The sequence below is a fragment of the uncultured Aquimarina sp. genome (assembly GCF_947496855.1).
Classification (GTDB): Bacteria; Bacteroidota; Bacteroidia; order Flavobacteriales; family Flavobacteriaceae; genus Aquimarina.
Map to the genome: position 1 here is coordinate 60,739 of NZ_CANMED010000005.1, position 15,281 is coordinate 76,019.

At 32.7% G+C, this 15,281-nt stretch carries 12 protein-coding genes; 4 read left to right on the forward strand and 8 right to left on the reverse strand.

Features of this window, described 5'->3' with window-relative positions:
• Positions 1 to 20 precede the first annotated feature (20 nt).
• Entirely contained in the window at positions 21 to 1,970 is a 1,950-nt protein-coding gene (locus Q0921_RS15295; protein ID WP_299258351.1) for an alpha-amylase family glycosyl hydrolase, read from the reverse strand.
• Between the two features lie 200 nt (positions 1,971 to 2,170).
• Between Q0921_RS15295 and Q0921_RS15300 the strand changes: the two genes are divergently transcribed.
• Positions 2,171 to 2,428 (forward strand): hypothetical protein, encoded by a 258-nt coding sequence (locus Q0921_RS15300; RefSeq protein ID WP_299258353.1) that lies wholly within the window; start codon positions 2,171 to 2,173, stop codon positions 2,426 to 2,428.
• An 83-nt stretch (positions 2,429 to 2,511) separates the two neighbouring features.
• A complete protein-coding gene (locus tag Q0921_RS15305; protein WP_299258355.1) occupies positions 2,512 to 2,709 on the forward strand; it encodes a cold-shock protein in 198 nt (65 codons plus the stop codon).
• Between the two features lie 50 nt (positions 2,710 to 2,759).
• On the opposite strand, the gene Q0921_RS15310 is transcribed toward Q0921_RS15305, so the two are convergent.
• The 5 genes from Q0921_RS15310 to Q0921_RS15330 all read right to left on the reverse strand — a co-directional run bounded on the left by Q0921_RS15310 (position 2,760) and on the right by Q0921_RS15330 (position 7,651).
• The gene (locus Q0921_RS15310; RefSeq protein ID WP_299258357.1) at positions 2,760 to 3,539 is read right to left on the reverse strand and encodes a hypothetical protein; all 780 of its coding nucleotides are present in this window, start codon (positions 3,537 to 3,539) and stop codon (positions 2,760 to 2,762) included.
• 27 nt (positions 3,540 to 3,566) lie between these two features.
• Entirely contained in the window at positions 3,567 to 4,349 is a 783-nt protein-coding gene (locus Q0921_RS15315; RefSeq protein ID WP_299258358.1) for a hypothetical protein, read from the reverse strand.
• Between the two features lie 253 nt (positions 4,350 to 4,602).
• Complete coding sequence (locus Q0921_RS15320) at positions 4,603 to 5,265, reverse strand: 3'-5' exonuclease (RefSeq protein WP_299258360.1); 663 nt, start codon at positions 5,263 to 5,265, stop codon at positions 4,603 to 4,605.
• Positions 5,266 to 7,185: a DUF294 nucleotidyltransferase-like domain-containing protein gene (locus Q0921_RS15325; RefSeq protein ID WP_299258362.1), complete on the reverse strand. Its 1,920-nt coding sequence runs from the start codon at positions 7,183 to 7,185 to the stop codon at positions 5,266 to 5,268.
• 16 nt (positions 7,186 to 7,201) lie between these two features.
• The gene (locus Q0921_RS15330; RefSeq protein ID WP_299258364.1) at positions 7,202 to 7,651 is read right to left on the reverse strand and encodes a nucleoside deaminase; all 450 of its coding nucleotides are present in this window, start codon (positions 7,649 to 7,651) and stop codon (positions 7,202 to 7,204) included.
• 190 nt (positions 7,652 to 7,841) lie between these two features.
• Between Q0921_RS15330 and Q0921_RS15335 the strand changes: the two genes are divergently transcribed.
• On the forward strand, positions 7,842 to 9,611 hold the full coding sequence (locus Q0921_RS15335) for a 1-deoxy-D-xylulose-5-phosphate synthase (protein ID WP_299258366.1): 1,770 nt from the start codon (positions 7,842 to 7,844) through the stop codon (positions 9,609 to 9,611).
• 171 nt (positions 9,612 to 9,782) lie between these two features.
• Here Q0921_RS15335 and Q0921_RS15340 read toward each other — a convergent pair whose 3' ends face one another.
• Positions 9,783 to 12,440 (reverse strand): T9SS-dependent M36 family metallopeptidase, encoded by a 2,658-nt coding sequence (locus Q0921_RS15340; protein WP_299258368.1) that lies wholly within the window; start codon positions 12,438 to 12,440, stop codon positions 9,783 to 9,785.
• A gap of 960 nt (positions 12,441 to 13,400) precedes the next feature.
• On the opposite strand from Q0921_RS15340, the gene Q0921_RS15345 reads away from it, so the two are divergent.
• On the forward strand, positions 13,401 to 13,853 hold the full coding sequence (locus tag Q0921_RS15345; protein WP_299258370.1) for a lipocalin family protein: 453 nt from the start codon (positions 13,401 to 13,403) through the stop codon (positions 13,851 to 13,853).
• Positions 13,854 to 13,903: 50 nt separating this feature from the next.
• Here the strand turns inward: Q0921_RS15345 and dgt are convergent, their stop codons facing one another.
• Complete coding sequence (dgt, locus tag Q0921_RS15350) at positions 13,904 to 15,247, reverse strand: dGTP triphosphohydrolase (protein WP_299259125.1); 1,344 nt, start codon at positions 15,245 to 15,247, stop codon at positions 13,904 to 13,906.
• Positions 15,248 to 15,281: the final 34 nt, after the last annotated feature.

Here is a 15,281-nt window from a genome sequence, read left to right on the forward strand (position 1 = left end):
AATACTTAATAAAATCGAAATTAATTTTTAATTAATTGAACTACTTGTGTTCGACCATTAAAAACTATTTTCATCAAATACATTCCTTTTATTAGATTAGGTGTTGCTACATCAATAGTATTTTGTTGAATATTGATCTGCTTATTTCCTAGAACTTTTTTACCTAAAATATCATACATCGCTACTTCTACTTCGTTCAATTTTACGTTCGATATCTGAAAAGAAATTTTTAATGAATTTGTAAAAGGATTAGGCCATGTTTTTACAAAATTTGGATTTGATGTATCGACTTCATCAACTCCAAGAGTTCGAGATGTAGGCTCTCCGATTAGTACTAATCCAAAAGTGGTTCCGAATGTAACTGTTCCATTAGAAACTGTTGCAAACGTCCCAGAAAAGTAATCCTGTAATTCTGTTCCTTCAGTCCAAATACCGAACACATCTAATGCTCCAGTAAAATCATTATCATTGCCCGTATAAATAAGAGCTTCATCATTAAAACCATTTTTAGTATACTCTCTTTTAAAAGTATATGGGCTATCCTGCAATTTACTATGTTTCCCAGCCCCTACAGAAATATGTTCTCTTCTGAATTTGCCTATTTTTTGATAATGTTTCAAAGTTAAAGAAGCTATAGAGTTCGGATTATTCAATTCATCAAAATTCATGTTTGATCTTAACGTGGCATCTCCACTAGCACCTCCGCCAGGATTTAATGTTCTAGCTGTTTCATCTCCATAATAAATCTGCGCTGGTCCTGGAGCTAATAATAGCTTAGTTCCCGCTTCAAAAGTTTTTTGTCGATTTCTATCAAATACCTCCTCAGTATCATGATTTGTCAAAAAATTCATGGCACTTTTACCATCTCCCAACTGGTTTTGTAATAAATTATCATATCTACTAAAGATGCTTTCTAAATCGTCATTGGCATTAAATCTAAACTCAAAGTTGATCAAATTGGCAAAACCATTATCATAGTAATCTACATTAAAACCATCTCCCGTAAAATTTCTCCCCATAGTTGGAGCATTATAATTAAACACTTCACCAGTCATCCAAAAATCGAGGTCATCTAATTTTTTATCAGGATTATTACTCTTCCATTCTCTTAAAGCGATAACTCCTTCAGTTTCTAGTTCTTTCCAAACGGCTTCTTCTACATGTTTTACTGTGTCCACTCTAAATCCATCAACCCCGTATTTCCTAATGTAATCAGTTAACCATTTAATAATATAATTTCTAGGAGATCTAGTTTTCCCTGTTCTTGTAAAAAAACTATTAAGTTCTGTTTCCTGCAACTCTTTTCTACCTTCCTGATTCCATTTATCCAATAACCAATCTGGTAAATTTACATTGTCATTAGAATCCGTTCTAATATCTGGCAAATTATTTACCAATTCACAAGGTATTGTTCCTTCAGGACCTTGAAAATTACAATCAGGATCTCTTCGTACCCATTCGTCTGGCCAAGATTGATTTTGATCCGTGCTTGTATCAGGTCCAACATGATTTAGCACCACATCTAATAATACTCTAATTCCATGCTCATGAGCAGTATCTACAAAAGTTCCGAAAAGTGCATTCGTTCCTAAATTTGCATCTATATTAGTCCAATCTTTTGCCCAATATCCGTGGAACCCATATCCAGCGCCTGGAACAGATCCGTAAATATTTTCAATGGGTGGTGTGATCCAAAGAGCATTTACTCCTAATTCATCAAAATATCCTTCCTCTATCTTATTAATCAATCCCTGAAGATCTCCTCCTTCATAATTTCTTAAAGGCGGTCCATCTTGTGGCCTGTTATATGAAAAATCATTAGTCGTATCTCCATTTTCGAAACGATCCGTAAGAACAAAATAAACCGTTGCGCTTTCCCAAACAAATGGTAAATTCTTATCAGCTTGTGAATAACCCCATTTTAATGCAGAAAACGTTGTCATTACTACGATTAGTAAGTTTTTTTTCATTGTGCAAATTTTTAATTTTAGTTTGTGTTTGATTTATGTATAAAGTCTAATTAGTTTAAATTTGAATCACATTTTAAGTAACTACATGGCTTCATTTAGGAAAACGGCTTTTTTATAAATCTATTAGATTGAGTTTTTACGAAAACCTTTGATTGTTAATAAATTACCTTAAAACCATTAAAAAAAGTAAATCACATACCATGAAATACATTATTCGAATTTTATTCATCGCTATTGTTACTCTTGTCGCTATTGGTTATTATTATAAAAATTCTGGAGATCACACCAATGGAGATAAATGGGTTGGAATCGGAATATTGAGTGCTTCTTTTATTCTAATGCCTCTATTTATCTATCATAGATGGAAAGACAAAAAGGTAAAAGACTATATGTTAACTGAAGAAAATATAAAAAAAATGAGGGATTTTAGCAATGAAGAAAAACCTGATAAAAACTAAAACTAAGCAAAAGTTTACATTTTGATAACAAATTTTATTGTATTAAAAGTTACCTTTATATTTAATATTATTATCTCATTATAATGGAAGGAACAGTAAAATTTTTCAATGAATCCAAAGGCTTCGGGTTCATTACCAACGATGAAACAGGAAAAGACATTTTTGTACACGCCTCAGGATTAAATGGCGAAACACTTAATGAAGGTGACAAAGTAGAGTACGAAGAAGAAGAAGGGAGAAAAGGAATTATAGCAGCTCAGATTCGCGTGATTCACTACTAAGATAAAACCTCTACTCTAAGTTTCACTGGCGCTATCTTATAGCGCTTTTTTTATTCATTTATAGTATATTTATTTCTAAACTTCTCGCTTTGATAAATCAGAAACTCTAGTATTTTTAGATTATCTTTTCTCATAAGAATAAACTTTAAACCTGTTTCTTCATCTAAGAAATCAAGAAAATTATAAAACTCTGTTTCAGGAATTTTCAACTCATTAATAAAAAACTCTTCCTTATAAAAATCTAGTACGTGAGTTTTGAAATCAATTTCTTTTGGTTTTTTGCTAAATGCTCCAGAAATCAGATTAATTAATAATCCCAAATCTATTGATATTGATGCTTGACTATTACCATTTCCTAAAACTAGGTTTTCTACTGGTGATTGTGCGTCAAGAGGTCTAGAGATTCCCATTTTCTTAAGTTGCTTAGCGTTCCAAAAAGGGAGGTTTTTTTCGTAAGTTGGAATATCCTCAATATCTTTCTCTATAACCCCTGATAAAGAATACTGAGATATCCGTACTTCATCTAATTCATTAATCGCTGGTTCCAAAAAAATACGCAAACTACCCGTTTGTAAATCCTCTTCTTTGACAATGTATTTTTGTAATTGAAATTGAACAGAAGAAAACACAATTGCATCCCCGACATTTGCAAGTATTTCAAAGTATCCAGATTCATCATTAATAGCACCTATTTCTTTGGTAAGATTGACAATATTTACGAATTCTAATTCTAATGTAGCCACAATGATTCTTCCTTTAAGTTCAAAAGATTTCTGACTAAAGCTCGAAAAGGTGATTAATAAAAAAGAAACATAAGTAATTTTCTGCATTCGATAATCAAATAAAAGACGGTTGTATCAATCTTTAGCTTTTAGTCTATTATTACTAAAAGTCTTACTTTCTTCAATAAGATATTCCAGTATTGATAATTTGTTTCTGGATTTAAGTATTTCATTTGTTTTAGGTTGTTGATTTATATAATCAAGAAAATTATATACTTCTGTTTCGGGTATTTTCAGCTCGTTAATCAAAAAATCGCCACTATAAAAATCTGATATATCAGGAATACGAACCTCTTTTGATTTCCCAGTATCTTTCTTCTTAAAAATACTTGCAATCATTCTACTGACTGCAATGATATTAATTGGTGTTGCATCCATTTCATCCGTGAGAACTTTATTTTTGACTGTTTTTGCACCTTTTTCGTGAATAAATGGAGTTTCATCTAACACCTTAGCGTTACGTAGTGGTAAAATATCTTCATATGTTTCTATTTTCTTAACATCTTCTTTAGATTCTCCTGAAAGATTATATTGTGAAATCGTAACTTCCTCTAATTCGTTTACTTTAATTTCTAATCGAATCGATAGGTTAGCCTGCTTTATATCTTGTTTAGTAACAATATGTGCTTTTCGTTGATGCTGAACAGAAGAAAAAATAATCGTATCTCCCTTTTTAGCTTCTATCTGAAAAAAACCAAAACTATCGTTAATTGTTCCAATACCTTTAGTAACGTTTATAATGTTTATGGGTTTAGATTGCAGCGTATCCGTTACTATTTTACCACGCAATATTTCTGCATCTTGAGAAAACCCAAAAAAACCTAATAAGGAAATCACAAAATATAGTGCCTTTTGCATTCGAGTTGATTCTACAAAAAAGACGTAGATTCTAAAGCACAGTTGCAAATAGGATTTGATTAACGTGAGTTCGATCTAAGGATTTGGTTTAAAAAAGCCGTCAAATTGATTTCTTGTAGTAAAACGGAAAGAAATTGTATCGAAATTAGGCTTTTGATTGAATATTTACTTGTCTTCGATACGCTTTTCTATCGAAAATCACTCTGATTGACGTAAATTTTCTTACATCGAACTCACGCTAATTATTCAAATATTAGAAAAGAATAGAAACTTTATCCGTTTTATTTACCTTCAATTTTGTTATAATTTTAAGAAATGCCATAGCGGTAATAAATGCGTCTCCAGAGGCGGTATGTCTATCACTTTTAGAGATCATTAGATCATCACATAATTCATCTAAACTGTAATTTGTGTGTTTTCGATGACTACGGTATACTAAGTGTTTCGTTTTACCAAAAAGAACACCTGTATCCAAAAACTTATTCTTTAAGGTTCCTAATCCATGCCTCTGTAAAATCTTATTTATCATATTTCTATCAAAATTAGCATGGTGTGCTATCAAAATAGAATTTCCAATATACTTAATAAACATCTCAATAGCCTGAGATTCTGATACAGTATCTAAACTATTATTTTTTCGAATTCCGTGAATCTCTACAGTATCCGAATTAAAAACATCTTGTTTTAAATATAGCTCCAGCTGGTCCACCACGTCAATGGCAGTATTATTTATAGCAACAGCTCCTATAGACAAAACTCTATCGTCTATATAATCAAAACCAGTAGTTTCTGTATCAAATGCAACAAAACGAACTTTATCAATCGGTAATTTTCGTTGTTTATTATCAAAAAGTGTAAGATAGTCTACCCAGAAACTGGGAACTTCTTTATTATTTTTTCTTGACCACAAACCCATCTACATAAATGTTTTAAGCTGAAAACGGACTCTTAATATTTCTTGTATATCTCGTATAGGTCTAAAGCATCTTTTAAGTCTTAGTTTATCTCTTTTGCTAAGTGTACTTAACTTGATAAATCTACCAGAGTCTTTATGCAGTAACCCTTGACGGGTTCTAAATTTAAGCAACACCCTAAATGCTTTTGCACAACTCTCAAAAAGTTCTTTATTATTAGGCTCTAATTCCGCAAGTTTTTCATAACGAAGTAATGTGTTATTTACTCCTTGTAAGTTATGATACAAGGTTAAAATTCGAGCACCATCAATAAGTACCATCATTGCTCTGGTCTTAATATCAAAAGTATCCTTATGTTCTCCATTTTGCTCTACTAAAAACTGTTTAAAAAACCCTAAAGGTGATGGTTTTTTTAACGCGCTAACTCCCAATAAAGCCAAAAACCTGTTACTTTTATTTACACCATCAAAAACCACATTTGATAGCTGATTTTCCATATTCGAATCTCCATAAACTAATTGAAAATCAAAGAAAATAGATGATAATAATGTACTTTCTTCTGTAGGGATTGTCATCCAGTCTCTAAATTGCGTTTCCCATTCTGAAACAGACATACACCATCTCGGATTACTTGCCATCATTTCTGCTGGGCAATATTCAAAACCAATAGTATGCAAACTTTTAGTGATTTTTCTAGCTAGCTCTAAAAAGTATGCTTGTACGGCTTCACGTTTCTCTTCACTAACATCTTCAAACACAATTGCATTATCTTGATCAGTCACTAATAACTGCTCTCTTCGGCCTTGACTTCCTAACACCAAAAAACTAAATTTTACAGGTATTGGTGAAGACATTTGTTTCAATGACAATTCTATTGTCCTTACTACTAATGCATCATTTATTTCAGAAATAAGATTTAGTATATGTAGTGTGGGTATATCCTGCTCTAAATATGTTTTAAGTAACTTTTCTACTTGTTTTCTTATATAACGAAGTCTTTCTATCTTCCTTACACGTTTAATTTCCTTTATCAGTACCGAAGGATTATTCCCAAAAGACACTAGTAAATCATGGTTAGAAAAAACACCTACCAATTTTGTATTACGGGTTCCGTCTTTAGTAATACACAAGTGACTTATATTATTTTTGATCAACGCAATCTGAGCCTCGGCAACAGTGATTTTCTTAGAATATGTTTTTACAGGAGCGGTCATTATCTCAGTAACTATAGATGTAGCAGGGAACAAACCAGTTGCAACTTTTGCTCTTAGGTTACTATCAGTTATAATACCCAAGGGATATTTATTTTCGTCCACTACCACTATAGAGTTTGCTTTATGAAGATTCATCTTTAAGGCAATATCTTTTACAATGACGTTTGGCGAACAAGTAAGTGGTTTCTTTCGATAAGAAACAGTACGTAATGTAGAAAGGTCTTTTGCTATATCAATCGAAATTGTATTATCAATCTTATTCCCTTTTGCAGTCTCCGTATAATAGTTCCTAGCATGTGCTGCAAAAGTTTCTAACAAGAATTTATTTACTTCTTTATTTTCATCAATAAAAGGTTTAAAAACCATTGATGGAATCGCATATACAATAGACTCTTCGTCTGCCTTGGCCGACATTCGGTAATCTTTCTTTATAATCATAATACGAAGTCCAAAAAGATCTCCAGAATCACATATATCAACTAAATCTTGCTCATTATCAGCATTGCGATATAATCCAATCGCCCCTTCTCTTACAATATAAAACTCATCATGACATTTTTCATCTTGCCTAAAAACATACTCCCCTTTTTCTAAATACAATACTCTAATTTGACTGGAAATCATAAGAAGCTCGTCCTTTTCTAACATACTAAAAGGAGGAAACTGTTTTAAAAAATCCTGAATTCGCTCTGCAATTGTATTTTTCATAGTTTCAAAACTGACATCAATTTAAATTACGTTTTTCAACAAAAAATCGTTTCAGTATATCCCCACACTCTTCCTCAAGTATACCTCCAGTCATTTTGGTTTTAGGATGTAGTTTTGTCCCCATGTTTATACATCCACGTTGCTCATCTCTTGCTCCATATACGATTTTACCTATTTGAGACCAAAATAAGGCTCCGGCACACATTTGGCAAGGTTCAATAGTTACGTATAATGTACATTCTTTAAGATATTTCCCTCCTAAAAAATTAGCTGCCGCTGTAATGGCTTGCATTTCTGCATGAGCAGTAACGTCGTTTAATAGTTCAGTAAGATTATGTGCTCTTGCGATAACTCTATCAGCTACTACTATTACCGCTCCAATAGGTATTTCTCCTTTATCATAAGCCGCCTCAGCTTCCTGAAGCGCTTTTCTCATAAAATGTGAATCGTCATATGGGTCGAACATATATTATTGAATTTTAAGTAAAACTAATAAATATAATCCTTCTTATTTCCATTGAATAAAAGTTTATCTAAACTATTCTATCAATTATTTTCAAACATCTTTCTAACCTTATCTATTATTAGTCCATAAACTACGCTAGTCGTTATAAACTTAATTATAACAGCTCATTTCAAAATAGTACTTTTACGGTATGAAAGACACATTACTTTCGCATATTGATTATCCTGAAGACCTTCGTAAACTTTCTATGGATCAGCTACCTGATTTAGCCAAAGAGTTACGAGATTTTGTGATTAATATTGTAGCAACCAAAGAAGGTCATTTAGGAGCAAGTCTAGGTGTTATAGAACTTACGATTGCTTTGCATTATTGTTTTGATACTCCTAACGACTTATTAGTTTGGGATGTAGGACATCAAGCATATCCGCATAAAATACTAACCGGTAGAAAGAATTCTTTTCATACAAATAGACAATTAAATGGGATTAGCGGTTTCCCAAAGCGTAATGAAAGTGAATATGACACCTTTGGTGTTGGACACTCTTCCACCTCTATTTCTGCTACTTTGGGAATGGCAATTGCTTCAAAATTAAAAGGAGCCATCGAAAAACAACACATCGCCGTCATTGGCGACGCTTCTATTGCAAGCGGAATGGCTTTCGAGGGACTGAATCATGCAGGAGTTACAGATGCCAATATGCTGATCATACTCAATGATAATTCTATCGGAATTGATCCAAGCGTAGGTGCTTTAAAAGAATACTTAACCAAAGCAAAAGTTGGATACAAACCCAAAACGGACAATATAATAGAAGCACTAAATTTTGCATATTTCGGACCTATTGATGGACATGATCTACCTAAACTTCTGGAAACTTTAGAAAAGTTAAAGACCCTAAAAGGGCCAAAGCTTTTGCATATTATAACAACCAAAGGCAAAGGATTAAAGCAAGCTGAAGAAAATCAAGTAACATATCACGCTCCTGGTAAATTTGATGCTGTTACTGGAGATTTACTCCCTAAAAAGAATACACAACAACCCCCTAAATTTCAGGATGTATTTGGATATACCATTATAGAATTAGCAAGAGAAAATAAAAAAATTATTGGTATCACCCCAGCTATGCCAACCGGTAGTTCGCTAAAATATATGATGGAAGAGATGCCAGATAGAGCATTTGACGTAGGTATAGCCGAACAACACGCAGTTACATTAGCTGCAGGGATGGCAACCCAGGGATTAGTTGTGTTTTGTACTATCTATTCTACCTTTTTACAACGTGCTTATGATCAATTGATCCACGATGTTGCTTTGCAAAACCTGCCTGTTATCTTCTGTATAGATCGTGCCGGATTAGTCGGTGCTGATGGAGCAACACATCACGGTATTTTTGATATTTCATATCTAAACTGTATCCCAAATATGCTTATAGCGGCTCCTGCTAATGAAATAGAATTAAGAAATCTTCTCTACACAGCTTCTTTAGGATTAAAACATCCGATTGCCATTAGATACCCAAGAGGAAGAGGTACTATTAAAGATTGGCAAATAGGTATGCAAAAAATGCCTATAGGAAAAGGGAAATGTATTACTAAATCAACATCAGAAATTGCAATGATATCTACTGGCACTATTGGAGCGAACGTTACTGATACTTTAAAAGCTATTGAAGAAAAAGTAAGTCACTATCATTTTTGCTTTATAAAACCTCTGGATTCAGATTTACTAAAAGAAATATTACTAAAATACAAAACCGTTATTACCGTCGAAGATGGCGCAATCAATGGTGGTTTTGGAAACACAATCATAACTTTCGCAAATCAAAACAATTTTTCTGTAAAAATTATAAATCTTGGAGTCCCTGATCAATTCATTCACCACGGAACAACACAAGAATTACAAGAAATTTGCGGTATTTCAGTTAAAGGAATCGCCAATACTATCCTTAAGTATATTTAGTAAATAATCCTCCAGGTAAACCCAATAGGTAATCATTGGGATTTCTCCCTTTTAAACTATTAACGCTTTTACTAGTGCCGAAAACCACAGAATATTTTCCTAATAAAAGAATAAAAAAAGAGGTTGTCTTTACAGACAACCTCTATATATTAAATCATAAGAATACTACCCTTACTGAATTACAATTTTAGAAGTTGAAACGGCAGTACCATTTTCTGCTTCTATTCTTAATAAATAGATTCCAGATCTAAGATTGGTATCTATTCTATGTGTACTCGTAAGTACAGTTTCATCCTTATAGACTACTCTTCCGTTTATATCAAATATTGATATTGTACTATTTCCTACATTTTCAGCAACTCTAATATCAAACGCTCCTGTAGAAGGATTTGGATATATTTGGAATACACCTTCATTTACATCATCAACACCTAAAGTGAAATCAGTACAATCTAATTGAGATGTTGGTGGTAAATCAAAAGCTGGTGTTTGATCAGCTCTACTAGAAGAAAGTCCTTGATCTGCACTAAATCCAACTCCTCTTTTCGCAAATACGCTCCAGATAAGACATTTATTATTATCACTATTTGGCAGTAAATCAGCAGCGGCAAGAATTCCATCTCTACCATCTACAAAACCTGGAGTACACGCTTGTAATTTTAAACCATCAATCACCAACTGCATTGCTAAGTTATTTCCACCTGTTCCATTATAAAGATCTGGATCAAAACCATCTCTGTCAATAAATGCCCATGTCATATCCCATAATATAGAAGCCCATACAGAACCTACTCCGTGAGGTATAGAAAATCTAGTATCATCACTAATACTAGCATAATCAACAGGGTTTGTAGTTGTATTCGTACTATATGGAAAAGGTCTAATTCCTCCTCCGGTAGTTGGCTGCCCTATAGCATAAGTACCAATACCTCTTGCTTCAGCACCTGTATCTCCAGATTGAATAGTCATCATCAATGCAAACCAGTCAGACCAACCTTCACCCATCTGCTCATCACCTCTCAAACAACCTGAATTAGAAGCTCCTCCAGTAAGACGTGTAGAAATTCCATGTCCAATTTCGTGAACTATAATACCATTATCAAATGAACCATCTGCACCAACGATCCAGTTTTCTCTTATCTCAGAAGCCAATGTAACATTTACCGCTCCACTTGCCAATTGTACTACAAGTGCTTCTCCATCTGCTTGATTGATACTAAACGCAGGAATGTTAATGAAATTACTACCATCACCACCCATGACTATATCACCAGGAACATTATTTACAAGTAACAAAGCAACTGCTCCGGCTCGTTGAGCTTCTAACACTTTAGCATCAAAATTACATTCTCCTCTTCTAACCACAGCAATATTCCCATTCATTTCTGCTGTATTTGTAATAACCGAACATGCATCATTCGGATCTGGGGTGGCATTATCATCTACTGTCAATACTAAATCTGCTGTAATCCCAGCAGGCGCAAAAGGTGGCTCAATAGAACCATTGTCAAAAGAATTATTTAGAACTCTATACGAACCTGCTAATGGTGTATTATTTACAGTAAATAAAAATTGATTCTCTGGGTTCCACAAAAACATTTGCATTCTTGGGTTAGCCCCATCTGGCGGAGTTCCAAAATTAGCATTGTTTATACCCGATCCATCTTGTCCATCTGCCAATACCTCATCACCTTCGACTCCTCCTTTACCGTAGTTATTAACCTGAAAATTTCCTGATTCTTCATCGAACCCATACTGATACCAAACATCATGTGTAACGTTACTTACATAAAACATATTCGTTATGGAAGCATCCTGATATGCAGAAATTGGCGCTGTGGGATCAAAAGGATAATCAAATATAAGATTCGCGCCTCCATCTGGTTGATTTCCTGGAGAATTATCTCCATTTAAATCATCTGCAGCCAAAACATTATTACCTTGTGTTGTCGTGAACTCTGCTCCAGCTGCTCCATTTGTATCATGCCATCCGAATGGAGACGCTACTGCATTTGCAGGATTTGTCTCCATAGTTCTACTACCATGATTAGGACTCTCTATTGCTGGAATTTTGAACACATTGTACGTACCATCCATTAATAATGGTGCGCTCTCAGATTTAGTGTTAAATCCAAATGAATTTGCTTTATTATTATTTACTCCTTTTTTAATAGAAGTATTATGATCAAAAGTACATTTAGTCATCCAATTGTCCTTACTAATCATTTCTCCACTGTTAGCATCAATTCTAACACTATACCAATTCTCACCGTCCTTCGCATGTATACTTAAATCCCAAGACAATAATAATTGATCTTCTCTTAATTCATATATCAGCTCTACTGGAATTTCATCAACAGAGATATTAGACTTAGATACCATTACTTTAGAAGCACTTGATTTATTGATAATCGTTATATTACCAATATCCGTAATATTAAGTGCTATTGCAGCTTTTTGAACCGCACTTGTCGCAGATAACTGTGCAGTTCCTGTATTAATCTTGGACTGCAAATCATTAATAAGTTTACCAGAAAAATGTACAACCTTCCCATCTTTAATAGCAAAATTACCTACGGTATTCTTAATAGGAAATCCATTATATTTTTGCACCACATAAACATTCGTTAAGTTCATGCTTTTTGAAAAAGATTGTGACTGTATCTCAAGATCACTAACATCTTTTTGATCCATTCCGGATGTGACTAAATAGTCTTTAATAACACTAACGTTATCCTGATTTTGGGCAAAACCAAAATGTACTCCAATTATAAAAATGAAGAGTTTAAAATAATTTTTATTCATAACAATAAAATAATTAAGTTTCATGAAAAAATATATTTTTAAGAATTGTCTTATCAAAATTTTCTTAAAAAAATACTAAATTTTAATTGCTAAAATATATAATTACCTTTCAATCACCCACTTTTATTGAATATTTTTTTGTCTATAAGCCCAAAAAGCTTTAAAAATTAACATATGTTCAACGAAATACACATAAATCAAAAGAATCATCAACACTCTCGATAATTATGAATAAGTCAAATTAGTTATAGAAGAATAACTAATTATAGACCTTTATATATTTAGTATCAACCATATTATAGCCTCATATATAGACGCAAATACCGCTAAATCTTCTTTGTTATTATCATTTTTAGAACTAGAACACGCAATTATCCTTAATTACATCTTAGACACAGCCATAATTATCAATTAGAAAGTTATTATAATTAAATTTCTAACCCATTAATCTTCTGAAATTTTAATAATGTATTTTCATCCGTGAAACTAATAACATACTTACTAATACTAATTAATCTAATATAAATATCATCGTTTTTATATCCAAAACTACTTCCTCCTGCTTTTAGAATTAACTTGTCATAATTAAAAGTTTTTTCTTCATTAAAATTATGATTTGCAGTACGGTATAGATCTAATAATGTGGCTAGAATCTAATATCTTACAACCTCTTTCTCTACAACCTCTTTCTCTACAACCTCTTTCTCTACAACCTCTTTCTCTACAACCTCTTTCTCTACAACCTCTGTATTTGATATATTTCGGCGATACTAAAATCAAAGACATCATACATTGAATCTTACACTACTTTTTCAAATAATAATAACAACACGAAAATAGGTTAGAAAAATTTCCGTGAAAATTTTTTCAAAAAAAATAGTAACATATTCGTGAATTCATACACTATTTAATGAGAAGATTTTTCAACAGATCAAAAAATACTTATTTCGCCAATTATTAATAAACAAAAACAACTTTTTAATTATGAAAAAGCTAAATCTATTTTTAACCTTACTATTGACAATTACTTTATTCTCTTGTGGTAGTGATGATGATGGTACAACCGAAACTTTTGAAATTACCGAAGCTAATTTAATTGGAGCGTGGAAATTAATTTCCGTAACTGAGAATGGAACAGCAATACAACTTGATGAATGTGATCTGCTTTACTCTGTACAATTATCTGTCGAACAGGGCGAAAATCGTGCTGTTTACACTGAGGCTGGACTTGAGGGTAATTCATGTACGATATTTACGAGTACCGATTATACGTGGTCTTTAACTTCTGATAATATTCTTAATACAGAGACTCTCGAAGGATCCGATCAAGATTCTGAAAAAATAATTGAATTGACAGCTATTACATTAAAATTAGAGTATATAGACACTGAAGGTTCAGATACATTTATTACCGTTGACACCTATACAAAACAATAACTCTCTTTAAAACAAAGCCGTCCTTTTTTATTCATAAAGTGGATGGCTTTTTATACCTGTAATCCACGTATTTTCTGAAATTTCAATAGTGCATTTCCATCTGTAAGACTGGCAACATAATTACTAATACTAATTAATCTGGTATACAGATCATCATTTTTATAGTCGAAATTACTTCCTTCGGCTTTTAGAATGAGTTTATCATAATTAGAGGCTCGCTCATTATTAAAATTATCCATCGCAGTACAATATCGATCCAATAAAGTAGCAAGAATCTCATATCCTGCAATCTCTTTCTCTACAACCTCCGAACTTTGATATATCTTATCTACACTAATCTTAATAATGTCATCAATCTGCGCTTGATACCTACTTTTATCAATCAATGCTATGTCAAAATTCCCTGATAATATTTCCTCCTCGTACTGAACAAAAGTATGTGAAGCTTCTTGTATCAATGTATTAATTGCTAATGCTCTTAAGTAACTCAAACGATCCGCAGTAGTGGTCAGACTGTTATATTTTGAAGTATTAATTGTGTCTTTTACTAACTTAATTAGATATTCTAAAGCGTATTCTTCTTGTATCAACCCTAAATTAATACCATCTTCAAAATCTATAATTGTATAACAAATATCATCTGCTGCTTCTACCAAAAATGTAAGCGGATGACGACTATAGGTCGTTTCATTTCCTATTTGATAAGAAAGCAACCCCACTTCATCTGCTACTTCTTTAAAAAAAGAACTTTCATTCTGAAAATACCCAAATTTCTTATGTGCAATATGCGAAGTTGGTTTCTTTGGCAAAGACTCTTTAGGATACTTCATAAAAGCTCCTAGTGTAGCATATGATAATCGTAACCCTCCTTCTATACCTTGTCTGGATTCAGTTAAAATTTTAAACCCATTAGCATTTCCTTCAAAATCTATAAGATCTTGATATTCCTTAGAGGTTAAAAGTTCTTTATATTTTTTTCCTTCACCTGTGGCAAAATATTCGCCAATAGCTTTTTCTCCAGAATGTCCAAAAGGAGGATTCCCAATATCGTGTGATAAGGAAGCTGCAGCGACAATTGCTCCAAAATCATTAAACTGATATCCATGAATAGTACTAAGATGTGGATGCTTTTCTAAAATCCTTTTCCCTACTACTCTACCCAAAGAACGTCCAACAACAGAAACTTCTAGACTATGTGTTAATCTAGTATGTACAAAACTGGTTTTGGATAATGGAATTACCTGAGTTTTATCCTGTAAACTTCTAAATGCCGAAGAAAATATGATTCTATCATAATCTACTTCAAAACCTAATCGAGTTTCATCTTGTTCTTTACGTAATCTTTTATTCGTATCTCCTTGTCTTTTTAAGGATAGGAGTTGTTCCCAGTTCATCATAATTTTAAGAAAAATCGAATATACAAAAAAG

Excerpts from the sequence above, each read along its gene's own strand:
- Q0921_RS15310 (WP_299258357.1), bottom strand. The coding sequence starts at position 3,539 with ATGCAGAAAATTACTTATGTTTCTTTTTTATTAATCACCTTTTCGAGC.
- Q0921_RS15305 (WP_299258355.1), top strand. The coding sequence starts at position 2,512 with ATGGAAGGAACAGTAAAATTTTTCAATGAATCCAAAGGCTTCGGGTTC.
- Q0921_RS15345 (WP_299258370.1), top strand. The coding sequence starts at position 13,401 with ATGAAAAAGCTAAATCTATTTTTAACCTTACTATTGACAATTACTTTA.
- Q0921_RS15335 (WP_299258366.1), top strand. The coding sequence starts at position 7,842 with ATGAAAGACACATTACTTTCGCATATTGATTATCCTGAAGACCTTCGT.
- dgt (WP_299259125.1), bottom strand. The coding sequence starts at position 15,247 with ATGAACTGGGAACAACTCCTATCCTTAAAAAGACAAGGAGATACGAAT.
- Q0921_RS15330 (WP_299258364.1), bottom strand. The coding sequence starts at position 7,651 with ATGTTCGACCCATATGACGATTCACATTTTATGAGAAAAGCGCTTCAG.
- Q0921_RS15340 (WP_299258368.1), bottom strand. The coding sequence starts at position 12,440 with ATGAAACTTAATTATTTTATTGTTATGAATAAAAATTATTTTAAACTC.
- Q0921_RS15320 (WP_299258360.1), bottom strand. The coding sequence starts at position 5,265 with ATGGGTTTGTGGTCAAGAAAAAATAATAAAGAAGTTCCCAGTTTCTGG.
- Q0921_RS15295 (WP_299258351.1), bottom strand. The coding sequence starts at position 1,970 with ATGAAAAAAAACTTACTAATCGTAGTAATGACAACGTTTTCTGCATTA.
- Q0921_RS15300 (WP_299258353.1), top strand. The coding sequence starts at position 2,171 with ATGAAATACATTATTCGAATTTTATTCATCGCTATTGTTACTCTTGTC.
- Q0921_RS15315 (WP_299258358.1), bottom strand. The coding sequence starts at position 4,349 with ATGCAAAAGGCACTATATTTTGTGATTTCCTTATTAGGTTTTTTTGGG.
- Q0921_RS15325 (WP_299258362.1), bottom strand. The coding sequence starts at position 7,185 with ATGAAAAATACAATTGCAGAGCGAATTCAGGATTTTTTAAAACAGTTT.